Source organism: Pandoraea thiooxydans (assembly GCF_001931675.1).
Taxonomy (GTDB): Bacteria; Pseudomonadota; Gammaproteobacteria; order Burkholderiales; family Burkholderiaceae; genus Pandoraea; species Pandoraea thiooxydans.
Window position 1 is genome coordinate 2631255 of the sequence record NZ_CP014839.1, and the last position, 25164, is coordinate 2656418.

Annotated in this window: 25 protein-coding genes; 9 read left to right on the forward strand and 16 right to left on the reverse strand. The window is 60.9% G+C overall.

Features of this window, described 5'->3' with window-relative positions:
* Positions 1 to 46: 46 nt before the first annotated feature.
* The 12 genes from asd to PATSB16_RS12095 form a co-directional block, all read right to left on the reverse strand.
* Positions 47 to 1174 carry an aspartate-semialdehyde dehydrogenase gene (gene asd, locus PATSB16_RS12040; RefSeq protein WP_047214365.1) on the reverse strand — a complete coding sequence of 376 codons (1128 nt, stop codon included), beginning with the start codon at positions 1172 to 1174 and terminating at the stop codon, positions 47 to 49.
* 60 nt (positions 1175 to 1234) lie between these two features.
* A complete protein-coding gene (gene leuB, locus PATSB16_RS12045; protein WP_047214366.1) occupies positions 1235 to 2308 on the reverse strand; it encodes a 3-isopropylmalate dehydrogenase in 1074 nt (357 codons plus the stop codon).
* Positions 2309 to 2333: 25 nt separating this feature from the next.
* Positions 2334 to 2984 carry a 3-isopropylmalate dehydratase small subunit gene (gene leuD / locus PATSB16_RS12050; protein ID WP_047214367.1) on the reverse strand — a complete coding sequence of 217 codons (651 nt, stop codon included), beginning with the start codon at positions 2982 to 2984 and terminating at the stop codon, positions 2334 to 2336.
* A gap of 68 nt (positions 2985 to 3052) precedes the next feature.
* Entirely contained in the window at positions 3053 to 3181 is a 129-nt protein-coding gene (locus PATSB16_RS12055; protein WP_062551277.1) for an entericidin A/B family lipoprotein, read from the reverse strand.
* Between the two features lie 53 nt (positions 3182 to 3234).
* Positions 3235 to 4644 (reverse strand): 3-isopropylmalate dehydratase large subunit, encoded by a 1410-nt coding sequence (gene leuC, locus PATSB16_RS12060; RefSeq protein ID WP_047214368.1) that lies wholly within the window; start codon positions 4642 to 4644, stop codon positions 3235 to 3237.
* A 162-nt stretch (positions 4645 to 4806) separates the two neighbouring features.
* Positions 4807 to 6108: a citrate synthase gene (gene gltA / locus PATSB16_RS12065; RefSeq protein WP_047214369.1), complete on the reverse strand. Its 1302-nt coding sequence runs from the start codon at positions 6106 to 6108 to the stop codon at positions 4807 to 4809.
* A gap of 28 nt (positions 6109 to 6136) precedes the next feature.
* The gene (locus tag PATSB16_RS12070; RefSeq protein ID WP_047214370.1) at positions 6137 to 6409 is read right to left on the reverse strand and encodes an FAD assembly factor SdhE; all 273 of its coding nucleotides are present in this window, start codon (positions 6407 to 6409) and stop codon (positions 6137 to 6139) included.
* A 1-nt stretch (position 6410) separates the two neighbouring features.
* On the reverse strand, positions 6411 to 7115 hold the full coding sequence (locus PATSB16_RS12075; protein ID WP_047214371.1) for a succinate dehydrogenase iron-sulfur subunit: 705 nt from the start codon (positions 7113 to 7115) through the stop codon (positions 6411 to 6413).
* Between the two features lie 18 nt (positions 7116 to 7133).
* Positions 7134 to 8909: a succinate dehydrogenase flavoprotein subunit gene (sdhA, locus tag PATSB16_RS12080; RefSeq protein ID WP_047214372.1), complete on the reverse strand. Its 1776-nt coding sequence runs from the start codon at positions 8907 to 8909 to the stop codon at positions 7134 to 7136.
* Positions 8910 to 8913: 4 nt separating this feature from the next.
* Positions 8914 to 9282 carry a succinate dehydrogenase, hydrophobic membrane anchor protein gene (gene sdhD, locus PATSB16_RS12085; RefSeq protein ID WP_047214373.1) on the reverse strand — a complete coding sequence of 123 codons (369 nt, stop codon included), beginning with the start codon at positions 9280 to 9282 and terminating at the stop codon, positions 8914 to 8916.
* Positions 9279 to 9692 carry a succinate dehydrogenase, cytochrome b556 subunit gene (gene sdhC / locus PATSB16_RS12090; protein ID WP_047216516.1) on the reverse strand — a complete coding sequence of 138 codons (414 nt, stop codon included), beginning with the start codon at positions 9690 to 9692 and terminating at the stop codon, positions 9279 to 9281. The genes sdhD and sdhC overlap by 4 nt, the downstream gene beginning before the upstream one ends.
* A gap of 132 nt (positions 9693 to 9824) precedes the next feature.
* Entirely contained in the window at positions 9825 to 10622 is a 798-nt protein-coding gene (locus tag PATSB16_RS12095; RefSeq protein WP_047214374.1) for a GntR family transcriptional regulator, read from the reverse strand.
* Between the two features lie 307 nt (positions 10623 to 10929).
* Between PATSB16_RS12095 and PATSB16_RS12100 the strand changes: the two genes are divergently transcribed.
* The 6 genes from PATSB16_RS12100 to PATSB16_RS12125 all read left to right on the forward strand — a co-directional run bounded on the left by PATSB16_RS12100 (position 10930) and on the right by PATSB16_RS12125 (position 19063).
* Positions 10930 to 11913 carry a malate dehydrogenase gene (locus tag PATSB16_RS12100; protein WP_047214375.1) on the forward strand — a complete coding sequence of 328 codons (984 nt, stop codon included), beginning with the start codon at positions 10930 to 10932 and terminating at the stop codon, positions 11911 to 11913.
* Between the two features lie 293 nt (positions 11914 to 12206).
* A complete protein-coding gene (locus PATSB16_RS12105; protein ID WP_047214376.1) occupies positions 12207 to 12707 on the forward strand; it encodes a hypothetical protein in 501 nt (166 codons plus the stop codon).
* Between the two features lie 302 nt (positions 12708 to 13009).
* The gene (gene acnA, locus PATSB16_RS12110; protein ID WP_047214377.1) at positions 13010 to 15715 is read left to right on the forward strand and encodes an aconitate hydratase AcnA; all 2706 of its coding nucleotides are present in this window, start codon (positions 13010 to 13012) and stop codon (positions 15713 to 15715) included.
* Between the two features lie 143 nt (positions 15716 to 15858).
* Positions 15859 to 17307, forward strand: a complete 1449-nt coding sequence (locus tag PATSB16_RS12115; RefSeq protein WP_047214378.1) for an AlkA N-terminal domain-containing protein — start codon at positions 15859 to 15861, stop codon at positions 17305 to 17307.
* Positions 17304 to 17798 carry a methylated-DNA--[protein]-cysteine S-methyltransferase gene (locus PATSB16_RS12120; protein WP_047214379.1) on the forward strand — a complete coding sequence of 165 codons (495 nt, stop codon included), beginning with the start codon at positions 17304 to 17306 and terminating at the stop codon, positions 17796 to 17798. Before PATSB16_RS12115 ends, PATSB16_RS12120 begins: the two co-directional genes overlap by 4 nt.
* Positions 17799 to 17866: 68 nt before the next feature.
* Complete coding sequence (locus PATSB16_RS12125) at positions 17867 to 19063, forward strand: DUF2863 family protein (protein WP_047214380.1); 1197 nt, start codon at positions 17867 to 17869, stop codon at positions 19061 to 19063.
* Between the two features lie 18 nt (positions 19064 to 19081).
* Here PATSB16_RS12125 and trmB read toward each other — a convergent pair whose 3' ends face one another.
* Positions 19082 to 19753 carry a tRNA (guanine(46)-N(7))-methyltransferase TrmB gene (trmB, locus tag PATSB16_RS12130; RefSeq protein ID WP_047214381.1) on the reverse strand — a complete coding sequence of 224 codons (672 nt, stop codon included), beginning with the start codon at positions 19751 to 19753 and terminating at the stop codon, positions 19082 to 19084.
* 308 nt (positions 19754 to 20061) lie between these two features.
* On the opposite strand from trmB, the gene PATSB16_RS12135 reads away from it, so the two are divergent.
* The gene (locus PATSB16_RS12135; RefSeq protein WP_156884737.1) at positions 20062 to 20580 is read left to right on the forward strand and encodes a BspC domain-containing protein; all 519 of its coding nucleotides are present in this window, start codon (positions 20062 to 20064) and stop codon (positions 20578 to 20580) included.
* Positions 20581 to 20597: 17 nt separating this feature from the next.
* Here the strand turns inward: PATSB16_RS12135 and PATSB16_RS12140 are convergent, their stop codons facing one another.
* Together PATSB16_RS12140 and yaaA are read right to left on the reverse strand one after the other, a co-directional pair.
* Positions 20598 to 21746 carry a M14 family metallopeptidase gene (locus tag PATSB16_RS12140; RefSeq protein ID WP_047214382.1) on the reverse strand — a complete coding sequence of 383 codons (1149 nt, stop codon included), beginning with the start codon at positions 21744 to 21746 and terminating at the stop codon, positions 20598 to 20600.
* 38 nt (positions 21747 to 21784) lie between these two features.
* On the reverse strand, positions 21785 to 22564 hold the full coding sequence (yaaA, locus tag PATSB16_RS12145; protein ID WP_047216518.1) for a peroxide stress protein YaaA: 780 nt from the start codon (positions 22562 to 22564) through the stop codon (positions 21785 to 21787).
* A 156-nt stretch (positions 22565 to 22720) separates the two neighbouring features.
* On the opposite strand from yaaA, the gene PATSB16_RS12150 reads away from it, so the two are divergent.
* Together PATSB16_RS12150 and PATSB16_RS12155 are read left to right on the forward strand one after the other, a co-directional pair.
* Positions 22721 to 23221: a putative toxin-antitoxin system toxin component, PIN family gene (locus PATSB16_RS12150; RefSeq protein WP_047216519.1), complete on the forward strand. Its 501-nt coding sequence runs from the start codon at positions 22721 to 22723 to the stop codon at positions 23219 to 23221.
* A gap of 76 nt (positions 23222 to 23297) precedes the next feature.
* Positions 23298 to 24461: a pyridoxal phosphate-dependent aminotransferase gene (locus PATSB16_RS12155; RefSeq protein ID WP_047214383.1), complete on the forward strand. Its 1164-nt coding sequence runs from the start codon at positions 23298 to 23300 to the stop codon at positions 24459 to 24461.
* On the opposite strand, the gene PATSB16_RS12160 is transcribed toward PATSB16_RS12155, so the two are convergent.
* Positions 24458 to 25105 carry a glutathione S-transferase family protein gene (locus PATSB16_RS12160; protein WP_047214384.1) on the reverse strand — a complete coding sequence of 216 codons (648 nt, stop codon included), beginning with the start codon at positions 25103 to 25105 and terminating at the stop codon, positions 24458 to 24460. The genes PATSB16_RS12155 and PATSB16_RS12160 overlap by 4 nt on opposite strands.
* Positions 25106 to 25164: the final 59 nt, after the last annotated feature.

The window sequence follows — 25164 nt, forward strand, 5'->3', positions numbered from 1 at the left end:
TCGGCCCCTCCCCTGGCCTCACCTTGCACCGCCCTCAGGGTTTCCGTCAAGCGTCGAGCAGAATGCGCAAGGTCCGGCGCAACGGCTCGGCCGCTCCCCACAACAGTTGATCGCCGACGGTGAACGCTGACAGATATTGGTCGCCCATTGCCATCTTGCGCAACCGTCCCACCGGAATCTCCAGGGTGCCGGTCACCGCCGCAGGAGTCAAGTCGGTCATGCTCGCCTCACGTGTGTTGGGCACGACCTTGACCCAGTCGTTGGCCTGACCGATGATGTCGTTGAGTTCATCGAGCGGCACATTCTTGCGCAACTTGATGGTAAGCGCCTGGCTGTGGCAACGCATCGCGCCGATGCGCACGCAGAGCCCATCGACTGGAATAGCTGCCACGTCGGAGCCTTCGCCGCGACCAAGAATCTTGTTGGTCTCGGCACCGCCCTTCCACTCTTCGCGTGACACGCCGTTGCCAAGATCCTTGTCGATCCAGGGAATCAGGTTGCCGCCCAGTGGCACGCCAAACTGCCGCGTTTCAGCCTCGGTCAATGCATGCTGTTTGGCCAGTACCTTGCGGTCGATCTCGAGAATCGCCGAGGCCGGGTCATCCAGCAGCGACTTCACCTCGCCATGCAGGCTGCCAAACTGGGTCAGCAGTTCCCGCATGTGCTGCGCACCGCCGCCGGACGCGGCCTGATAGGTCATCGAGGTCATCCATTCGACCAAATCGTGCTGGAACAAACCGCCCAGACCCATCAGCATGCAACTGACGGTACAGTTGCCGCCAACGTAATTCTTTACGCCGCTGCCGAGCGCCTTCTTGATGACATCGAGATTGACTGGGTCGAGCACGATCACGGCATCATTTTTCATGCGCAATGTCGATGCGGCGTCGATCCAGTATCCGTTCCAGCCCGCAGCGCGCAGTTTCGGGAAAATGTCGGTGGTGTAATCCCCCCCCTGGCAGGTGATGATGATGTCGCATTTTTTCAGTTCGTCGACATTATTGGCGTCTTTGAGCACCGCTTCATTTTTCGCTTGCGCAGGCGCTTTGCCCCCTGCGTTGCTGGTGCTGAAGAACACCGGCTCGATCAAGGAAAAATCGTTTTCCTGCTGCATCCGCTGCATCAGGACCGAACCGACCATGCCACGCCAACCTACCAGACCTACGGTTTTCATCTTGCACTCTCTCAATTGACTCTGCGGCCGCACCATCGTGGTGCCGCCGCAGACGATTCATCACTCCTGCAACGCGGCCACCACCGCCTCGCCCATCTGGCGCGTGCCCACCTTGGTGGCGCCTTCCTGCCAGATGTCGGGCGTGCGCAAACCCCGTGCCAGCACCCGCTTGACGGCGTTTTCGATGCGCTCGGCCTGCGCGGTCTTGCCGAACGTGTAGCGCAACATCATCGCGGCCGACAGGATCGTCGCCAGCGGGTTGGCCACTCCCTTGCCAGCGATGTCGGGTGCCGATCCGTGCGACGGTTCGTACAGGCCCTTGTTATTTGCGTCGAGCGAGGCCGACGGGAGCATCCCGATCGATCCGGTCAGCATCGCCGCCTCATCGGAAAGAATATCGCCAAACATGTTGCCGGTCACGATCACGTCGAAGTTCTTCGGCGCTTTCACGAGTTGCATTGCGGCATTGTCGACGTACATGTGCGACAACTCCACATCGGCGTATTCCTTGGCCACGTCAAGCATGACGTCTTTCCAGAGCTGCGAGGTTTCCAGCACATTAGCCTTGTCGACCGAGCACAGCCGCTTGCCGCGCTTGCGCGCCGCCTGAAATGCCACGTGAGCAATGCGACGCACTTCCGGCTCACTGTAGCGCATCGTATCGAAGCCCTCGCGGCTACCGGCAAAAAGACCATCGGGCGCGCTGCGAATACCGCGCGGCTGGCCAAAGTAGATGTCACCGTTCAGCTCGCGGATGATCAGGATATCCAGACCAGCGACGATTTCCGGCTTCAGGCTGGAAGCGCTGGCCAGTTCGTCATAAAGAATTGCCGGGCGAAAATTGGCAAACAGCTGCAGATGCTTACGCAAACCGAGAATGGCTTGTTCCGGGCGCAGTTCACGCGCCAGGGCGTCATATTTCCAATCACCGACCGCGCCGAACAGGACCGCATCGGCAGCCTTGGCCAGCGCCAAGGTTGCGTCAGGCAATGGATGCCCGCTCGCTTCGTAACCTGCCCCGCCGACCGGCGCCTGCTCCAGTTCGAACTTTTCATCCAGCGCGTTCAACACTTTCACGGCTTCGGCGACAATCTCGGGCCCAATGCCATCACCCGGCAACACTGCGATCTTCATTGCATATTCCTTACGTAGATTCGAATTAGCCTGGCAGACGATGGTTAAGCCATGGTTGGGTTGCAAGGCGCCGCGCCTCGAATTCCTTGATCTTGTCGGCATGCTGCAGGGTCAGTCCGATATCGTCGAAACCATTGAGCAGGCAATGCTTGCGAAACGGCTCGACGTCGAATGCAAACTCGCGTCCATCGGGCGCAATCACCATCTGCTTCTGCAGATCGATCGTCAGTTTGTAGCCCACGAATGCAACCGTTTCGTTGAAGAGGTGATCGACTTGGGATTCCGAGAGGACAATCGGCAGCAGGCCGTTCTTGAAGCAGTTATTGAAAAAGATGTCCGCGAAGCTCGGAGCGATGATCGCGCGAAAACCGTACTGCTGTAGCGCCCACGGGGCGTGCTCTCGCGAGCTGCCGCAGCCGAAATTCTTGCGCGCGAGCAGCACGCTGGCGCCTTGATAACGCGCCTGATTGAGCACGAAATCCGGGTTGAGCGGGCGGCGCGCGCAATCCTGCCCCGGCTGTCCTACGTCAAGGTAGCGCCATTCATCGAACAGGTTTTGACCAAAGCCGGTGCGCTTGATCGATTTCAGAAATTGCTTGGGAATGATCGCGTCGGTATCGACGTTCTCTCGGTCAAGCGGGGCAACGAGGCCGCTGTGGACGATAAATTTTTCCATGTTCAATTCACCTGCGACGGAAACATAAAGGCGATCCGTTCGGGGCGGACAGCCACAAAGCGTGTAATTTACTTCTGGGCCGCGTTTTCAATGGCATGCCCGGCCGCCGCCGTATCTTTACCAATACCAGCCACCGTATTGCACCCCGCCAGCATCACGCTCACCAACGCCAACGCCAGCAAAAAAAGCTTTTTCATGATTTCTCCTTATGGGGTAGACGTCGCCAAATGCGACGCCGAGCGGCATCAGATCAAACCAGGCGACGAATATCGACGAAATGCCCTTCAATGGCCGCTGCGGCAGCCATCGCGGGACTCACCAAATGCGTACGTCCCCCGGCCCCCTGCCGCCCCTCGAAGTTCCGGTTCGACGTGGAGGCACAACGCTCGCCTGGCTCGAGACGGTCGGCGTTCATGGCCAGACACATCGAGCACCCGGCTTCGCGCCACTCGAATCCCGCTGCCTTGAAGATCTGGTCGAGCCCTTCGTGCTCGGCCTGCTCCTTGACGAGCCCCGAGCCCGGCACGACCAAGGCCAGACGCACATTCGTCGCGACACGCTTGCCGAGCTTCTTCACGACCCACGCTGCGGCGCGGATATCTTCAATGCGAGAGTTCGTGCACGAACCGATAAAAACCTTGTCGATCGCCACATCTTGCAGCGGTGTATTCGGCTCGAGTCCCATATAGGTCAGGGCTCGCTCCATCGCACTGCGCTTGACGGCATCTTTCTCGCGCTCGGGATCGGGTACACGGTCCTCGATACTCACGACCATCTCGGGAGACGTACCCCAGGTGACTTGTGGACGGATCTGGGTGGCGTCGATTTCCACGACGTGGTCGAAATGCGCTCCCGGGTCGGAATGCAGGGTGCGCCAGTACGCTTGCGCCTGCTCGAACTCCGGCCCCTGGGGCGCAAAGGGCCGCCCCTTGACGTAGGACACGGTCGTGTCGTCGACGGCGACCAGCCCGGCACGCGCGCCCGCCTCGATCGCCATGTTGCAGACCGTCATGCGACCTTCCATCGACAGGGCTCGAATCGCCGGGCCGGCGAATTCGATGGAATATCCGGTGCCGCCGGCCGTACCGATGCGGCCGATGATCGCCAGCACGATGTCCTTGGCGGAGCAACCCCGCGGCAATTGTCCGTCGACCTTGACCAGCATGTTCTTGCTTTTCTTCATCAGCAAGGTCTGGGTCGCCAGGACGTGTTCGACTTCCGAAGTTCCAATGCCAAAAGCCAGGGCACCGAAGGCCCCGTGAGTCGACGTATGGGAATCGCCGCACACGACGGTCATGCCGGGCAACGTTGCGCCCTGCTCCGGTCCGATGACGTGAACGATACCCTGACGCGAGTCGTTCATCTTGAACTGTGTGATGCCGTAATCATCGCAATTGTGATCGAGCGTTTCGACCTGCAATCGCGAGATGGGATCGGCAATGCCGTCGGATCGATCGGTGGTGGGTACATTATGATCCGACACCGCCAGATTCGCGCTGATGCGCCAAACCGGCCGGCCAGCCAGCTTCAGTCCTTCAAAAGCTTGCGGGCTGGTGACCTCATGCAGCAATTGACGATCGATATAAAGCAAGGCGGTGCCATCCTCTTCGGTATGGACCACATGAGCATCCCACAATTTGTCGTACAGCGTCTTAGCCATGATTGCAGAGCCGGGCAAAATCGTTTTATGAATTTTTCATTATGCCATAGCGTAAAAGCGGCTGCGTCCTAAAAAAACCCCCGGCGCCAACGCGCATATGCGTCGGCCACCGGGGGTTTAGGAGCGCCGAGCGAGGCCCTGTCGGCCGGCCTCGGACGCTGATCAGCGCTTGTCGATCGCGGGCACGTCGCGCTTGGTTGCGCCGACGAACAATTGGCGCGGACGACCAATCTTCTGATCCGCTTCGGAGATCATCTCGTTCCACTGGGCGATCCAGCCGACCGTGCGGGCCATCGCAAAAATGCAAGTGAACATCGAGGTCGGAATGCCCAGCGCGCGCTGCACGATGCCCGAGTAGAAATCGACGTTCGGATACAGTTTGCGCGACACGAAGTATTCGTCCTCGAGGGCAATTTTCTCGAGCTGCATGGCGAGCTTGAACAACGGATCGTCGTGCAGGCCAAGCTCTTCGAGCACTTCATGGCAGGTCTCGCGCATCAACTTGGCACGCGGGTCGTAATTCTTGTAGACACGGTGACCGAAGCCCATCAGCTTGACACCCGAATTCTTGTCCTTCACTTGCTTGATGAACTCGGGGATTTTGTCCGGCGATCCGATCTGCTCGAGCATGTTCAGCGCGGCCTCGTTCGCACCACCGTGAGCCGGCCCCCACAGGCAGGCAATCCCCGCGGCGATACAGGCAAACGGATTGGCACCCGACGAACCCGACAGGCGAACCGTCGAGGTCGAAGCATTTTGCTCGTGATCTGCGTGCAAAATCAGGATGCGGTCAAGGGCCCGCACCAGTACGTCGTTGACCTTGTAATCTTCGCAAGGATTGGCGAACATCATGCGCATGAAGTTGGCGCTGTACGACAGGTCGTTGCGCGGATAGGCGAACGGCTGCCCCACGCTGTACTTGTAGGCCATCGCCACCAGCGTCGGCAGCTTGGCGATCAGACGGATCGCCGAAACTTCACGATGGTTGGGATTGTTGATATCCAGCGAGTCGTGATAGAAGGCCGACAAGGCACCGACGGCGGCCACGAGAATGGCCATCGGATGCGCATCGCGGCGGAAGCCGCGGAAAAAGAACTGCATCTGCTCATGCACCAGCGTGTGATGCGTGACGGTATTGACGAACTCCTTTTTCTGGGCGGCGTTGGGCAATTCACCCTTGAGCAGCAGATAGGAGGTCTCCAGGAAATCGCACGACTGCGCCAGCTGCTCGATCGGATAGCCGCGATACAGCAACTCGCCCTTATCGCCGTCGATATAGGTGATCTCCGAATTGCAAGCCGCTGTCGACATGAACCCCGGGTCATAAGTGAACTTGCCTGTCTGGCCGTACAGCTTGCGGATATCGATGACATCCGGGCCCATCGTACCCTGATAGATCGGCATTTCGACGCTCGGCGAGCCATCGGAGAATGATAGGGTGGCTTTAACTTCAGACGGAGTCATATCGTATCCTCAAAAATAAGTCGAAATCCTATACGGAGCGCAGTAGCGCAAGCACATGGCGCACATCCGGTCCATCCAGATCGGCATCGGGCTCCTTGCGGGCCAACAGCAGATCCATCAGATCGTTGTCGCTCAAATCGAACAGCTTGGTCAAAGCGCCAACGTCCTGATCCGAGAGCGCCGCTTCGTGCTTGGCGAAGAAACGCTCCAGAATCAGATCGTTTTCTAGCAGGCCGCGGCGCGCCCGCCAACGCAAGCGCGCGCGTTTGATCGGGTCGGCCTGATGAGTATTGGCTTCCATATCAGACCGTGCGACGCACCATCAACTCTTTGATCTTGCCGATGGCCTTGGTGGGGTTCAGCCCCTTCGGGCAGACGTCCACACAATTCATGATCGTATGGCAGCGGAACAGTCGATACGGATCTTCAAGGTTGTCCAACCGCTCGCCAGTGGCGCGATCACGGCTGTCGGCAATGAAGCGGTAAGCCTGCAGCAGCCCGGCCGGACCGACGAATTTGTCGGGATTCCACCAGAAGCTCGGGCACGACGTCGAGCAGCTCGCGCACAAAATGCATTCGTACAGGCCATCGAGCTCGTCACGCTCCTGCGGCGACTGCAGGCGCTCCTTCTCGGGCGGCGGCTCGTCGTTGACGAGGTATGGCTTGATCGAATGATACTGATTGAAGAAGTGCGTCATATCGACGATCAGGTCGCGGATCACCGGCAGCCCAGGCAGCGGCTTGAGTACGATTTTCTGCGGCAGATCATTCATGTTGGTCTGGCAAGCCAGGCCATTCTTGCCGTTGATGTTCATCGCGTCGGAGCCGCACACGCCTTCGCGGCACGAACGACGGAACGCAATGCCTTCATCGATTTTCTTCAGCTTGCCCAGAGCATCGAGCAGCATGCGCTCATGGCCATCCAGTTCGACCTCGTAGGTCTGCATGTAAGGCGCTGCGTCCTTGTCCGGATCGTATCGGTAAATCTCGAAAGTACGTTTGCTCATGTTGCGAGTCCCTATTCCTTAGAACGTCCGAGCCTTCGGCGGCACGGATTCGACCGTCAGCGGCTTCATCTGTACCGGCTTGTATTCGAGTCGGTTATCGTCGCTGTACCAAAGCGAGTGACGCAGCCAGTTCTCGTCGTCGCGGTCGGGGTAATCACGGTGTGCGTGCGCGCCGCGGCTTTCCTTGCGCGCCTCGGCGGCGATCATGGTGGCCTTGGCTACCTCGATCAGGTTGGCCACTTCGAGCGCTTCCATGCGCGCGGTGTTGAACACCTTCGACTTGTCCTTCAGATGAATGTGCTGCACGCGCTCGGCGACATCCTTGATCTGCTGCACGCCTTCAGCCAACAGCTCCGACGTACGGAACACGCCGGCGTGGGTTTGCATGGTCTTGCGGATATCGTTCGCGACGTCCTGCGCGTATTCTCCGGAGGAGGATCCGTCGAGTCTGGCCAGGCGCTCGAGGGCACGGTCGGCGGCGTCGGCCGGCAACGGCTTGTGCTCGCCCGCGCTCTTGACGAAGTCGATGATGTGGTCGCCGGCGGAGCGGCCAAACACCACCAGATCGAGCAGCGAATTGGTACCCAGGCGATTGGCGCCGTGCACCGACACGCACGAGCATTCACCCACGGCGTAAAAACCGTTGATCGGCGTACTCGTCCCATTCGCCGTGCCGACCACCTGTCCGTGATAGTTGGTCGGAATGCCGCCCATCTGGTAGTGAATGGTCGGCACCACCGGAATCGGTTCCTTGATGCAATCGACGTTGGCGAACTTCAGCGAAATTTCACGAATCGACGGCAGGCGCTTCAGAATCGTCTCCGCACCGATGTGCGACAGGTCGAGCAGCACGTAGTCGCCATTCGGGCCACAGCCGCGGCCTTCCTTGATTTCCTGGTCCATCGAGCGCGACACGAAGTCACGCGGGGCCAAATCCTTCAGCGTCGGTGCGTAGCGCTCCATGAAACGCTCGCCGTTGGAGTTACGCAAAATACCACCCTCGCCGCGCACCCCTTCGGTGATCAGCACACCCGCGCCAGCCACGCCAGTCGGGTGGAACTGCCAAAACTCCATGTCCTCGAGCGGCACCCCGGCGCGCGCAGCCATCCCCAGGCCATCGCCAGTATTGATGTAAGCATTGGTCGAAGCGGCGTAGACGCGCCCGGCACCGCCGGTCGCGAACAGCGTGCACTTGGCTTCGAGAATATGCACTTCGCCGGTCTCGAGTTCGAGCGCCGAGACGCCCAGCACATCGCCATGCTGATCGCGAATCAGGTCGAGCGCCATCCATTCGACAAAGAAATGCGTCTTGGCGCGGACGTTTTGCTGATACAGCGTATGCAACAGCGCGTGGCCAGTCCGGTCGGCTGCCGCGCAGGCGCGTTGCACCGGCTTTTCGCCGTAGTTCGCGGTATGTCCGCCGAACGGACGCTGATAGATGGTGCCGTCGGGGTTGCGGTCGAACGGCATGCCGAAATGTTCCAGCTCGTAGACCGCGTGCGGCGCTTCGCGGCACATGAACTCGATGGCGTCCTGGTCGCCCAGCCAATCGGAGCCTTTGATCGTGTCGTAGAAATGGAAGTGCCAGTTGTCTTCGCTCATATTGCCCAGCGACGCACCGATACCGCCTTGCGCGGCCACCGTATGCGAGCGCGTCGGGAACACCTTGGACAGCACCGCAACCGACAGGCCGGCCTTCGCCAACTGCAGAGATGCGCGCATGCCGGAGCCGCCGGCACCGACGATGACAACGTCAAAACGGCGGCGCGGCAGGGAATTTTTTATTGCAACCATGCTTTTAAACTCTCCAGAGAATCTGTGCGGCATAGCCGGCACACGCCAGCAACCAGACAATCGTCAGCACTTGCAGAACCAGGCGCACACCGACCGGTTTGACATAATCCATCCAGATGTCGCGCACGCCGACCCAGGCGTGGTAGAACAAGGAAAGCAACGTGACGAAGGTCGCCAGTTTCATCCACTGATTGGCGAAAATGCCCGCCCAGCCGTCGTACGAAAAATCCTTCGCAGTGAAAAACCACACCAGAAGAATCACCGTGTAGATGGCCATGACGCAAGCCGTGACGCGCTGCGCAAGCCAATCGCGCAAGCCGTAATGCGCCCCCACCACCAAGCGCTTGGAACCGATATTGTTGTTGGCCATCAGAAGGCTCCAAATAGTTTGAGGGCGATTGCCACGGTGAGCAGCAACGAAAGCACGAGCACCACCAGTGCCGAGCTGCGGCCGCGTTCCTTGGTCACGAGGTGATGGTTCGTGTCCATGCGCAAGTGGCGCACGCCGGCCAGCAAGTGATGCAGGAAACCCCAGGAGAGAACAATGAGAACAACTTTGACAAATCCGTTGGAGACAACAGACTTGAAGGTCAGGAAACTGATCTCTGAAGTGAGACTTTGCTCAAACAGATAGAGGACGAACGGTAAGAGAAGGAACATCAACGCACCGCTGATGCGATGCAGAATGGACACGATGCCAGCCGGCGGAAGTCGATAAGACACAATCTGCCCAATACCGATATTCCGATAAACTGGCCTCTCTTTTTTTACGACTTCAGCCATACTAGACCCCATGTAGTTACGTCAGCCCAAGATTCTAGCGCTGTTTTTAGTGCATTGCACCAACGCACCCCGGCACAGCACCGCCGGCATGGCGCCGCCCGGCAAGATGGGCTGGCGTCGGGAACATCACCGTCAACTCAATTCGTTCTCATAATAGTGCCGCGTGGTGACATACCACCCACGACGCACTTCCACCGGCCGGTCTCCATAAGTGTAGGAAACCCTTTCGACATTCAACAGGGGAAATCCGACCGGCACCTTCAGCAAGTCCGCAATGGCCTCATCGGCGGCCACTGCCCGAATTTTCTCAACGGCTCGGATCATGCGTGTCCCGAATTCGGTCTCGAACAATCCGTACATCGGCCCCTTGTAATCGTTCAGGCGCTCCGCCGTCAGCCCGCGGAACAGCACGCCGGGCAACCAGATCTCGTCGAGCACGGTCGGAGCATCCGAAAAGTCGAGTGCACGGCGAATCAGAATGACGCTGTCACCGGCACGCAAATTGAGTTGCCGGGCGATCTCCGCGGGAGCACGCAACCGGCGGCATTCGATCAGGCGGCTGGGCGGATGCTCCTGCTCGCCGCTGTCCGGCACCAAACGCAGGAATCGGAACTGCACCAGATCTTCGTGATGCGTGGCGACAAAAGTACCCCGCCCCTGCCGCCGCACCAGCAGATTCTCCGCCGCCAGATCATCGATGGCCTTGCGTACCGTCCCCTGGCTCACCTTGAAGCGGCTCGCCAACTCGATCTCGCTGGGAATGATTTCGCCCGGCCGCCATTCGCCGGTTTGCAGGCTCTGCGTGATCAGTGCCTTGATTTGCTGGTATAACGGGCTGAATGTCGGCGAAGAGCCCTCGCGCGTCAACTCCTGCCGTTGCTCGGCATCGCTGGCGGCGCCTTGATTCGTGTCCCTGGCATTCGCGTTCATGCCGGAATTTGACCACAAAACGAGGGGCCGCGTCTATTCAAAAACAGCAATAATCTTATGTCTTATATAAGACATAAGATATTGTTGACATTCGTTTGCCTCACTCCTACACTGGCGCGGGCAAAAGGGGCTGGAAGCGCGGCTGCATACGGAGTATCGTGTCGCAAGTGCACTTTTAATGGTGCGCCATCCCGTCATTCCAACCCCATTTTCACGGAGTCTGGCTGTCAGCCAAGAGCGGCGAGGCTTGCCGCCGTTGGCGCATGACACGACTTCGCAGGTATTTCGTTACGTCTGGAGAATTCTCATGGCAAAACCCGCAATGCGCGTTGCCGTTACTGGCGCCGCCGGTCAAATCGGCTATTCCCTACTGTTCCGCATCGCCAATGGCGACATGCTGGGCAAGGATCAGCCCGTCATCCTGCAATTGCTCGACTTGCCGCAAGCGCAAGCGGCTGTCAAGGGTGTCGTCATGGAACTGGAAGACTGCGCGTTTCCGCTGCTGCAAGGCGTGGTCGTGACCGATGATCCCAAGGTCGCGTTCAAGGACATCGACGTGGCATTGCTGGTCGGCGCACGCCCCCGCAGCAAGGGCATGGAGCGCAAGGACCTGCTGACGGCCAACGCCGAGATCTTCACCGTGCAGGGCCGCGCCCTCAACGAGGTCGCCAAGCGCAGTGTCAAGATCCTGGTGGTCGGCAACCCCGCCAACACCAACGCCTATATTGCGATGAAATCGGCGCCCGATCTGGCGAAGGAAAATTTCACCGCGATGCTGCGCCTGGATCACAACCGCGCCCTGTCGCAAATCGCAGCCAAGACGGGCAAGGCAGTCGCCGACATCGAAAAGCTCGCGGTGTGGGGCAATCACTCCCCGACCATGTACCCCGACTATCGTTTTGCCACGATCGGCGGCCAAAGCGTGAAGGCCATGATCAACGACGACGCCTGGAACCGCGACGTGTTCATTCCGACCGTGGGCAAGCGCGGCGCGGCCATCATCGAAGCGCGTGGCCTCTCGTCTGCTGCATCGGCAGCCAATGCGGCCATCGACCACGTGCATGACTGGGTACTGGGCAGCAACGGCAAATGGGTCACGATGGGCATTCCGTCCGACGGCTCCTACGGCATTCCGGAAGACGTCATCTACGGCGTGCCGGTGATTTGCGCCAATGGCCAATACACTCGTGTGAGCGGCCTGGAAATCGACGCATTCTCGCGCGAGAAAATGGACGGCACGCTGCAGGAACTGCTCGAAGAACGCGAAGGCGTCAAGCATCTGCTGCCGTAATTCAATTTGACGATACGCCGGCGCTCGGTTTGGCGCGCCGGCGCGGCCGGTGCATCAGGCACCGGCGTTTCATCGAGTCTTTTTGGCAAAAAGCAAGTGAACACGAAATCGCCGTTACCGCATGGCGCCGTCACCAAAGACTATTTGGCTTTTTGCCCAAAGGATTGGCTCTCTCCCTCGCGACACGCTGCGCCGGGTCACCAAAAGTGAAATATTTTGTATTCAACCACCGGTGCGCGCGTAGTTCATACGATAATTTGCGCGTTGCGTTCCCTGACACTTGGAGAGTTGAAATGAAGAAGTTGTGCATGTCGGTCATACTGGCGATGTTCTCGGTTTCCGCGTTGCAGATCGCGCATGCAGCGACCAGCAAAACGACGACCCATCACCCGCTTAACCCCTATCACCACTACAAGAAGAAAAAGGTCTACCGCAAGGCCAAGAAAGTCGCCGCCACCCCCGCGGTGCAACCGATTCCCGAGGGTGCCGAGATCTGGCGATGCTCGGATCATCAAACGATGTACATTGCCGGCAACATGAAGCGCGACGCGGTACTGACGATGCACTGGGACGGCAAGAACTACAAGTTGCCGCGCCAGCAAACCACCACTGGCGCCGATCGGTTCCACGATGTCGCCAGCGGCATGGATCTGGTTGTCATTCCCGACAAGGGCATGCTGTTCAGCGACAAATCCGGCGAGCGGATTGCCGACGATTGCAAGACCACCGCGATGGCCCACGAAAATGTCGTCGCACCCACGCAGTCCAGCATCCTGCTCAAGGCAGGCAAGTAACTGATCGACACTTCGCCCCATGTACGCCCCTGCCGCGCTGCCGCCCTGCTTCGCCACTCCTGGTGGGTGTCTGGTGCGGTCGGCCCGCGCTTCATGCCGAGGCGGCATCGGGCGGCGGGCCAGTGCGGCCGTGTGGCGCGACTGGCTGACAAGACGAATGTTGCTTTGCCGACGGGGCCGATCGGGTCTTCGAGCGCTTCCGGGGAACTTCGGGCGATGTCGCCCGCCCACCTATTGAACGATTCATTACACCACTAAACTTTAAAACCGCTTCGTTTTTCTGGTTCACTCAAGGAAAGATCATGGCCCATAACCTCCACAAAACACTCAAAGAGTTCGATATCGGCGGCAAAAAGAAAGGTCAGTTTTATTCTTTGCCTCAGCTGGGCAAGGCCCTCGGCGTCGACGTCTCGCGCCTGCCGGTATCGATCCGCATCGTGCTGGAATCGGTGTTGCGCAACTGCGACGGCAAAAAGGTCACGGAAGAACACGTCAAGCAACTTGCCAACTGGAAGCCGACGGCCAATCGTGTCGATGAAATTCCGTTCGTGGTCGCGCGCGTGGTGCTGCAGGACTTCACTGGCGTGCCGCTGCTGGCCGACCTGGCCGCCATGCGCAACGTGGCCGATCGCATGGGCAAGAATCCGAAGCGGATCGAACCCCTGGTGCCCGTCGACCTGGTGGTCGATCACTCCGTGCAAATCGATCATTTCCGCGAGAAAAAAGCGCTCGATCTGAACATGAAGATCGAATTCCAGCGCAATAACGAGCGTTACCAATTCATGAAGTGGGGCATGCAGGCGTTCGACACGTTCGGCGTGGTGCAACCCGGCTTCGGCATCGTCCACCAGGTCAACCTCGAGTACCTGGCACGCGGCGTGCACAAGAAGAACAACGTCTACTACCCGGATACGCTGGTCGGCACCGACAGCCACACCACCATGATCAACGGCATCGGCGTGGTTGGCTGGGGCGTGGGCGGTATCGAGGCCGAGGCCGGCATGCTGGGCCAGCCGGTCTATTTCCTGACGCCCGACGTGGTCGGCGTGGAACTCAAAGGCCGGTTGCGCGAGGGCGTGACCGCCACCGACCTGGTACTGACGATCACCGAAATGCTGCGCCGCGAGAAAGTCGTCGGCAAATTTGTCGAATTCTTCGGTGAAGGCACGGCGAGCCTCGCCCTGCCCGATCGCGCAACGATCGGCAACATGGCGCCGGAATACGGTGCGACCATGGGTTTCTTCCCGGTCGACGAAAAAACCATCGAATACTTCGAGGGCACTGGCCGTACCAAGGCCGAAATCGCCGCATTCGAGGCCTATTTCAAGGCCCAGAAGCTGTTCGGCATTCCCAAGGCCGGGCAAATCGATTACACCAAGGTAGTCACGCTCGACCTCGGCACCGTCGCACCTTCGCTGGCCGGCCCGAAACGTCCGCAAGATCGCATCGAGATCACCAACGTCAAGCAGACGTTTACCGACCTGTTCAGCAAGCCGGTCGCCGAGAACGGTTTCAATAAAAACCCGGCTGACCTCGCGCAGGCCTACACGGCCGCCAACGGCGTCGACTTGAAGAGCGGCGACGTGCTGATCGCCGCCATCACGTCCTGCACCAATACGTCGAATCCGAGCGTGTTGCTGGCCGCCGGCCTGCTGGCCAAGAAGGCCGTCGAAGCCGGCTTGAAAGTCGCGCCGCATATCAAGACCTCGCTCGCCCCCGGCAGCCGCGTGGTGACGAAATACCTGGAAGCCGCCGGCCTGCTGCCGTATCTGGAGAAGCTGGGTTTTGGCGTTACCGCTTACGGCTGCACGACCTGCATCGGCAACGCTGGCGATCTGCTGCCCGAATTCAACGAGGCGATCACCAAGAACGACATCGTGGCCGCGGCGGTGCTCTCCGGCAACCGCAACTTCGAGGCACGCATTCACCCGAACATCCGTGCCAACTTCCTGGCCTCGCCCCCGCTGGTAGTCGCCTACGCGATCGCCGGCAACGTCACTCGCGACCTGATGACCGAGCCGGTCGGCAAGGGCAAAGGCGGCAAGGATATCTATCTGGGCGACATCTGGCCGACCAGCGAAGAAGTCCACAAGCTGCTCAAATTCGCCATGAACGCCAAAACGTTCAAAGCGAACTACGAAGAAGTCAAGAAGCCGAGCCCGCTGTGGGCCAAGATCAAGGGCTCGAACGGTCAGGTCTACGATTGGCCGAGTTCGACCTACATCGCCGAGCCGCCGTTCTTCGAAGGTTTCGAGATGGAGCCGAGCGACGATATCGCGCCGATCAAGGGTGCCCGCGCACTGGGCGTATTTGGCGATTCCGTGACGACCGACCACATCAGCCCGGCCGGTTCCATCAAGGAAACGTCTCCCGCCGGCAAATGGCTGCTCGAGAACGGCGTACTGAAGGCCGACTTCAACAGCTACGGCTCGCGCCGCGGCAATCATGAAGTCATGATGCGCGGCACATTTGCCAACGTGCGCATCAAGAACCTGATGATTCCGCCGACTGCGGACGGTTCTCGCGTCGAGGGCGGCCTCACGATCCACCAGCCCAGCGGCGAGCAGATGTCGATTTACGACGCTGCAATGAAGTACGTCGGCAGCGATACGCCGACCGTGATCTTCGGTGGCGAGGAATACGGCACCGGCAGTTCGCGCGACTGGGCCGCCAAGGGCACGCAGTTGCTGGGCGTGAAGGCCGTGGTGGCGCGCAGCTTCGAGCGCATCCACCGCTCCAACCTGGTTGGCATGGGCGTGCTGCCGCTGCAGTTCAAGGGCGACGACAGCGTCGATTCGCTCGGCATCACCGGTGCCGAGACCTATGATATCGAAGGGCTCAGCAGCGACCTCAAGCCGCAACAGGACGTGACGCTGGTCATCCATCGCAAGAACGGGGAAACCAAGCGCGTGTCGCTGCTGCTGCGCATCGACACGCCGATCGAAGTCGATTACTACAAGCACGGCGGCATTCTGCCGTTCGTCCTGCGCCAACTGTTGGTTGCCTGAGGCCGCACCGACAAATCTGCTCCGCATGACGCGAAGGGCCAGCCCCGATAAGGCTGGCCCTTATTTTTTGCGGGCCCGGGAGCCTCGAATATCATGTCCGAATTCGGCTAGAAATGCGCTGGCGTCCGGCGTACAGTGCTTCCATGAAACTTGACCGGACTACCTGTTACAAAGCTGTCGCCGCGCGTGATCGCCGCTTCGACGGCTGGTTCTTCGTCGGCGTCTCCTCGACCGGCATCTATTGCCGACCGGTTTGCTCGGTGCGCACCCCTCAATTCGCGAACTGCCATTTCTTTCCCAGCGCCGCAGCCGCGGAGAAAAACGGATTTCGGCCATGTTTGCGATGCCGCCCGGAACTGGCCCCCGGCCACGGCATCTTCGATGCCGCGAGTCGTCTCGCACAGGCCGCGGCGCTGCTGATCGACGACGGCTTTCTCAATCTGGCCGACATGCCGCAATTGGCCGACCGGCTGGGCATCACAGAGCGCCATTTGCGACGCATCTTCAACGTCGAGTTCGGCGTCTCACCCGTCGAATATGCGCAAACGCAGCGCAGACTACTGGCCAAGCGCCTGCTCAGCGACACCGCACTGCCGGTGACCGAAGTCGCCCTGGCGGCCGGGTTCGGCAGCATTCGCCGTTTCAACAGCCTGTTCAAGCAACACTACGGCTTCGCGCCCAGCCGTCTGCGCCAGCGCAGCACCTCGACAGTTCAATCCGACACCATGACATTCGAATTGGCCTATCGCCCGCCTCTCGCCTGGGACGCGCTGCTGGATTTTCTGGCGGCCCGCGCCATTGCTCCGATCGAGCGCGTCGACCAGCGAGTCTACCGCCGCACACTGGCGCTCACGGTCGGGGCAAGGCGCTATTGCGGCTGGCTGGTGGTCGAAAACGTTCCTGGCCGCCACGCGCTCAAAGTAACACTGCCGGCCACGCTGTCCGGGGCGGTGCCGCAGGCGCTCGGCAAGATCCGGCGCCTGTTCGATCTGGCGTGTCGGCCGGACGTGATCGACCTGCACCTTGGCCCGATGGCGCAGCGCCTGCCCGGCATGCGCGTGCCGGGTACGGTCGATGGCTTCGAGATCGCGCTGCGCGCGATTATCGGCCAGCAGATTTCCGTGGCGGGCGCGCGCTGCCTGCTAACCCGTCTGGTGGAGCGCTTCGGCGAGCCGCTCGCCGCGGCGCCTGCCGGCTTGACGCACCTATTTCCGACGGCCGCTGCTCTGGCAGATGCGTCAAGCGGTGAAGTTCAGGCCATTGGCCTGACCCAGGCACGCACCGCCACTGTCATGGCGGTGACGCAGGCCGTGGCGACCGGCGCGTTGCGCATCGACCCTTTGGCGCCGCTCGACGAGACCCTGGCAGCCCTGCGATCCATTCGCGGCATCGGCGACTGGACCGCACAATACATCGCGATGCGCGGACTGGGTTGGCCCAACGCATTTCCAGCAGGCGATCTTGTCCTGCAGCGGCATTTTGGCCTGAGCAGCGCCAAAGCCCTTGGCGTCCACGCTGAACAGTGGGCACCCTGGCGCGCCTATGCCGCCTTGCATGCCTGGCGACAACATCATGAGGAGAGCACGGCATGATCTATTGCGAGTCGACTTCCACTCCGCTTGGCGAGATGCTGCTCGTGTCCGACGAAAACCATTTGTGCGGCGCCTACTTTATCGGTCAGAAGTACTTCCCGCGAATCGCCCCCACCTGGCGCCAAGGCGCCGGCCTGCCGGTCATGCGGCAGGCGCGCGAGGAACTGGATGCTTTTTTTCGAGGCGAGCGGCGGCAGTTCACGGTACCACTAAAGCCGCACGGCACGGACTTCCAACTTCGAGTGTGGCGAATGCTGGCGGCAGTTCCGTATGGCGCGACCGTCTCCTACGGAGACCTTGCCCGCCAGTTGGGCGGTGCCCGCCACGCCCGCGCCGTGGGCAGCGCCACCGGCCGCAATCCGCTTTCCGTCATCGTGCCATGCCATCGCGTGCTGAGTGCCAGCGGCAAGCTCACCGGATACGCGGGCGGACTTCAGCGCAAGCACGCGCTGCTGCGCCTTGAGGGGATCCGTCAGGACGGATCAGTTTGACGGCAAAGGCATCCCGCGGCGCAGATCGACTACAATGAAAAGTTTTCCATCTTTGGATCGCTCGACCTATGCGCTCTCGTAATGCCAAACGCCTGACCCCCGACGCCGAAAAGCTGGTGGGCTTTTCCCTGGCGCTCGCCGCCTCGGGCAGCCGCATGGAAGACCGCTTCTGGGAGGCGCAGCTCGACGAGTTGCTCACCCGTCTGCTGCGCACCGGCAATCAAAATGCGCTGGACGCTGCACTCGATCATCTGCAGCAAAATCATAGCGACGCCTACGGCGCACTTGCCGATCTGCTCGAATCGCAAAGCGAGTCGGCTCACTTGACGGCTGAGTCCGCCGCGCCCGACGCCGCCGCGCGGTGGGATGCCCTGCTGGTCGCCATACCCGTGCTGGCCTGGACTCGCTATGCCATACCCTCCGGCCCGATCAAGGAGGATGCGCTGGGCAGCTTGAAGGCGCACCTGCAGGCCCATGTGCTGGCAGGCGGCGCGCGCGTCGCGCTCGCCCCATACATCTACAGCATCGACCAACTACCCCGCACCCACTGCGAGACCTGGCGCCTGACGCAATCGCTCTCGCAAGCTGCGCTGCAAGGCAATGCGCCCCGCCTTCATCTGGGCGAGCTGCCGGAGACCGCCCCGATCCTCGCCGATCCGCGCTTTCTGCTCGCCGCCGTCGCCGTGCCGGCGGGCACGGCGATGTTTCGCTGGCAGGAAGACGGGGGCCATCGCGCCGAGCGCGGCCAGTGTCAGGAAATGTGGGCCCAACAAGGGGGGCCGAATCTGGCCACGCTGCTGCCGGCCTGCGAATTCGAATGCCTGCTGCCCGATGCGTACTATGCGAGTTGCCGCGAGGCCGACGAACGCATCCGTCCGCACACGATTCGCACCGCGCTGCGTTATCTGGAGGATATTCTCTCGCTCACGCCTGCCGAGCTGCGCGCCGTGGTCGCGGGCTTCGGCGAGGAGCGGATCGACGAGTACCGCATCGGCTTTACCACGCGTGGCAGCAACGATGTGATCTACGGCGTGGTATGGCCGCTCTATGGCCGCGAGAGCGGTGAGGCCGAAAACGGCCTGCTCGACGAAGTGCTGAACCTGCTCAAGGAATGCGGCATTACCGATATCCGCAAGCACCCGGGCTGCTTCGATCCGGAATACTGCGACGATTGCGGCGTGCCGCTTTATCCCGATCCGCTTGGCGAGATCGTGCATGCCGAGATGCCCGACGACGCCGAGCCGACGCCGCCGCAATTTCACTGAACGCCGAGCCGCGGCGCGTCACGCGCCGCTGTCGACGCAACGATGCAGTGCGTGGCCAGAGGCAAGGTACTTGCGCTCGAATGGCGTGATCGGTGACGGCGGTCGCCATGCCTCGACCGCCGGCCCGCGCCCGTTCAGCCATTGCAGCGCGAATGCGAACTCCTCCACGTACACCGACCAGTTACTGCGACACTCCAGCACCCCCCCCAACGCGGCGACAGTCGGAAATACCGCATGCCCATGCCAGCGCCGCGCAAGTTGTCCAAGCTTCGGCCAAGGGTTCGGATATAGGATATAGTGGCGTGTCAGTGGCACCTGCGCCAGCGCCAATTGACGCCAGAAATCCACCAGATCGGCTCGAATCCACACAAAATTTTCTGGCCAGGGGTCGCGCCACCAGTCCTTGCCGCGCTGCAGCCGATGCGCCGATTGATCGACGCCGACGACGAAGTGATCAGGAAAGCGTGTCGCCAGATGCAAGGTGCTCTCGCCGACACCGCACCCGGCGTCGAGGATCAGCGCGGGTTCGCCGGCACGGCGCCATGCCTGCATCGCCTGATCGAATGCGCTCAGGCTGTATGACGCCAGCGGTTTGCGGAACACCGCGCGCCGATGACGCTCCAATAGCGTGACAAGCCGCTCGTGCGCCCCCACTTGTTCGCTGCTGACCGGGCGCGAATTTGCAAACATCGACGACTCTACCTTTGAGACAAAATGGGCTGTATTTTAAAACCTAAACGCCCCGGCTAGCCGGCCGAGCGATCCATCGATTACCCGCAACGTCCCGGACAACTCAGTTCGGGTAAGATGCACAGACTGCACCGGGGCCTGTCGGCCCTCGCAATTTCCCTCGCCAAAGAATACCGATGTCATCCCGAATTTTGTCAAGATCCTTGAAGAGCTTGATTCGATGGGCCTATGCCGGGCTCGTCCTGCCGCTTGCAATTGCGCCCTTGAGCGCACGCGCGGATCAACTCATCGGCCAACACGACCAACTTGTGAAGCAGTTCGAAACCGAACGCCACGCCAACCCGCTGATCGCCGATTGCGCCGCCCACGCCAGCTTCGTGGTGTCGACCGCGCCGGGCTATGACAGCGTGGTCTATCCTCCGACCGCGCTCGACGCCGATCACGCGCACATCGAGCCGTGGCAAAAGCCCTTCGACGATCGCAAGCAACGTATCAATGTGTCGACCGTGGTCACCATCGACGCGCTGGGCCACCGCCCCTCCGGCAAGGAGGATCCGATTCACATTCGCTGCGGCTACAACGAAGGCCAGCTAATGGCGTTCACGTACAAGGCGCCGCTGCCGCAGGTCGAGCCAGTGCACCATTACCGCCGCAAGCCGGTCTACCACCGCCGGTACGCGCATCACCGCGTGGTCCACCATCGGGTCACGAAGAAAGCCACTCACGCCAAAACGACTCACCGAAAGGCGAGCACCACGCACACGACCCGGCGCACCACTTCGAGCAAGCACCATGCGCCGCCCGCTCACAAGTCCGGCACCAACTGAGCGCCGGAGGCGCGGGCTCAATCCCGCACGGCCATGACCTGACGGCAAATCGCCTCGAGCATCGCAGCGCCGAGCGCGGCGCTGCGCGCGCCGCTCCAGCCGACCCGCGCATCAGGCAGATTGGCGTTGTCCTTGAACGGCATTTCCAGCGTCAGCGAGAGGCAACCGAATCGGTGCGACATATATTTGGAGGCCAGCTTGAGCGCCTCTTCCTGGTATTTGCCTGCTGCGTAACCGTACTGATCCTGAAAATCCGGGCTGGCCTGCTTGAAGTGCTCGATGAACGATCGCTGCGCCGCTTCCTGCGTCGGCGTAAATCCAGGCAGCATTTCGTTGCCGGCGACGAAGACATAGGGCAACGCCTCGTCGCCGTGGATATCGAAGAACATATCGCAGCCGGCTGCGTGGATCGCCTCACGCACATGCCACACTTCGGGGCTGCGCACCGGGTCGGGAGCCTGCCACTCGCGATTGAGATTGGCGCCAGCGGCATTGGTCCGCAGATTGCCCCGCGCCGCGCCGTCTGGGTTCATATTCGGAACCACGTAAAACACCGCGCGCTCGAGCAGTGCTCGCGCCACCGAATCACCCGCCCAGTCGCCGGCGCCGATCAGGCGGCGCAACATGCCCTCGACGAACCATTCGGCCATCGTCTCGCCCGGATGCTGGCGTGCAATGATCCAGATTTTCTGCTTCGCCGGACCGGCCGAGCCGACCGTCAGCAGACTGATATCCCGGCCGTCGACCGAACTGCCGAGATCGGTCGCCCGCACCAGCGGAGAATTCTGTGCGGTACCGACCAGCGCCAAATGACGCTCCTCGCTGTACGGCTCGAAATAGGCGTAATACACGCTATCGTGCGCCGGGCAATGGTCGATCACCATCACCTGGCCATCGAACGTCGTCGGCACCCGAAACCAATTGACCCGATCGTATGACGCGACTGCCCGATAATCGCGCCAACCCTCCGCAAAGGTGCACTGTGCGGCGTTATCGAAGTGAATGCGACAGGCCTGGCCGACAGCCCCCTGCAGGCGGAAATAGAACCATTGGGCAAACGCCGCGTGCGAGTCCTTGCGAATGCGCACGTGGATATCGTCGGCTTGCCGGCATGTAATGACCTCGATCGCACCCGCGTCGAAGTGCTGGCTGATTTTCAGTGTCATGTCAGGTCAATCCCATGGTTGCGCGCGGGGCCCGCGCCTTACGCCAGCTTACGACGAAATACCCAGATCGCGTCGGATGAAACGTCTTCGGCGAAAGTGTACCCCTCGCTGTCGAACTGCTTCAGGCGCTGCACGTCGCGCACCCCATGCTTGATCGCATAGCGCGCCATCAAGCCGCGCGCGCGCTTGGCGTAGAAGCTGATGATCTTGTATTTGCCATTCTTCCAATCCTCGAATACCGGCGTAACGATCGGTGCCTGCACCAGGCGGCGCTTGACGGATTTGAAGTATTCTTCCGACGCCAGATTCACCAGCACGCGGCTTTTGAGCGGCTCCTCGGCCAGTTGCGCGTTGAGCGCCTGAGTGATCTGTTCGCCCCAGTACGCATACAGGTCGCGGCCTTTGTCATTGTGCAGGCGCGTGCCCATTTCCAGGCGATAAGGCTGCAGCAAATCGAGCGGGCGCAACAGGCCATACAGTCCGGACAGGATTCGAACGTGGCGCTGTGCGAACTCGATCTGCTTGTCCGTCATCGACTTCGCATCGAGCCCCTCATACACGTCGCCATTGAACGCCAGGATCGCCTGCTTGGCGTTTTGCGGACTGAATTGCGGCGACCAGTCGGCGTAACGCTGGACGTTGAGGGCCGCCAGCGGATCCGAAATGCTCATCAATGTCGCCACTTGAGCCGGCGCGAGCGGACGCAGCGTATCGATCAGTTTCTGCGCCTGCGGGATGAATTGCGGCAGGGTGTAGCGGTCGGTGTGAGGCGGCGTGTCGTAATCGAGCGACTTGGCCGGCGATAGAACGATTATCATGGGAGCGGTTTTTTCTCTTTTCTGTTGCTTGACTGCGTAATACGACGTAATACGACGGCGACCCGACATATGTATAAACACCGCGGCAACGCCGTTTATTTCCGCTCCGCATTTTAGCCAATGCCCATGATCTTTGCTCCGCCCATGCCGGCGGAAATGTCGCGCCTGCGAGAATACGCCCAGGCCCTGCCCAAGCCGGCACGGTGCGTGATCGACTCGAATGTCTGGATCGATATTCTCGTGTTCGACGACCAGGACAGTCGCGCGATCCGCGACGCTTTGCTGGATGGGGCGCTCGACGCGATCATCAGCCCGCCCTGCCGCGCTGAACTCGAGCATGTGCTCGCCTACCCGCAATTCGCCGCACGCACGGTCGACATCGCGCAGGCGCTCGCCTGGGTCGACCGTCACACGCGACGGCTCGACGGCCCCGCCGATGGCGCGGCACTCCGCGCCCTGCCGCAGTGCCGCGATCCGGACGATCAGAAATTCCTCGAACTGGCCCGCGACGGCGCGGCCCACTGGTTGATCAGCAAAGACAAGGCACTGCTCAGACTCAAGCCGCGCATTGCCCGCGACTTCGGTTTCCAGATCGTGACCGCGGCAACTTTCTCGCGGCTCGGAGCGCTGCCCGCGCCGCCGGGCATGCCAGAGTAAAATAATCCGAAGTCCGCGCCGCCGACTCGACGGCGCCCGTTACCCATCGATCGCTTACGTCCTGCCGCCCGTGACCATGAACGCCGCCCTCGACCTGCCTCAGATTGCTTCGCGCCTGCCCAATGTGGGTACCACGATCTTCACTGTCATGTCGGCATTGGCGACGGAACGGGGAGCGGTCAATCTGGGACAGGGGTTCCCCGACTTCGACTGCGACAGCCGCATTCTGGACGCAGTCGCAGACGCCATGCGACAGGGCCATAATCAATATCCGCCGATGGCGGGGGTGCCCGCCCTGCGTCAAGCCATCGCCGCCAAGATTCAGGCCCTGTATGGCACGCAGCTCGATTGGGGAGAAGAAATCACTATCACGGCCGGCGCCACGCAGGCGCTGCTCACGGCGATTCTTTGCTGCGTGCACCCCGGCGACGAGGTGATCGTTTTCGAACCTACCTATGACAGCTACGTCCCGTCGATCGAACTCGCCGGCGGCAAGCCGGTTTTCATCACGCTGGAGGCGCCCGAATACCGCATTCCGTTCGATCGCCTGGCCGCGGCCATCACGCCGCGCACGCGACTCATTTTGCTCAATACGCCGCATAACCCGAGCGGTACCGTCTGGCATGCCGGCGACATGCAGCAACTCGCCGAGCTGGTGCGCGACACCGATATCCTGCTGTTGTCCGACGAAGTCTACGAACACATGGTCTACGACGGGCAACGCCATGAGAGCGTGTTGCGCCACCCCGAGCTGGCCCGGCGCAGCTTCGTCGTGTCGAGCTTCGGCAAGACCTACCACGTGACCGGCTGGAAAGTCGGTTACGTCGCGGCACCGGCGCCGTTGAGCGCCGAATTCCGCAAAGTCCATCAGTTCAACGTATTTACCGTGAACACGCCGATGCAGCACGGGTTGGCGCGTTACATGGAAGATCCCGCCCCGTACCTCGACCTGCCGGCTTTTTATCAGAGAAAGCGGGATCTGTTTCGCGCCGGCCTGGCCAACACGCGCTTCAAGCTGCTGCCATGCGAAGGCACTTATTTTCAGTGCGTGGACTACAGCGCGATCAGCGATCAGACCGAGGCCGAATTCGCCGCATGGCTGACGACCGAAATCGGCGTCGCCGCCATCCCGGTGTCGGCGTTCTATCATGCGCCGCACGAATCCGGCGTGGTCCGGTTTTGTTTCGCCAAGCAGGACGCCACGCTCGAGCAGGCGCTGACCCGGCTCGCCAGGATCTAGCGCTTGGCTTGCTGCGCGATGTAGGCCTTGCGATCAGCCGTCACGCGCTGCGCCGACGGCCGCTCGCCGATCGTCTTGACGTACCCCTTCCAGTCGATGCCGTGCTCGATGAGCAGATCGCTGCCATAGATCTGCTGGGTTGCCAGGCCAATCACCGGCAAATGCACGAACGCCGCGCAGTCGGCCGCACTGAATTCGCCCCCCGCCAGATACGGATCGAATTTGGCCACTTGCCGGAACGCCGTGATATGGCGCTCCAGGCGCTTGCGCACGCGCGCCTGAGCGCTCTCGCTCACCGTGCCGCCAAAGAACGCCTGCGGATAAAGCTCGCGGGCCACCAATTCCAGGTGCAGTTCGAGAAAGACGATCAGCTCGCGCTGCTTGGCGGCGATGAATGGATCGCGCGAATACACCGGGCGCTCCGGGTGAAGCGCCTCCAGATATTCGATCATCGGCTGCGATTCGCATAACGGACCTTGCGCCGTCTCGAAAAACGGCACCTTGCCAAGCGGCGAACGGGCCAGGAATGCCTCGTCCTGACTCGGGTAGGCAAACGACTCTTCGAATGGCACCCCCTTCTCGAGCAGTACCATCTTGACCTTGTTGTAATAGTTGCTGAGGGCAAAGCCACATAGTTTTAGCATATTGTCTCCAGGACAGGGGCGCCGGCCGTTCCGCAGGGTGGAAACACCGGCCACAGGTC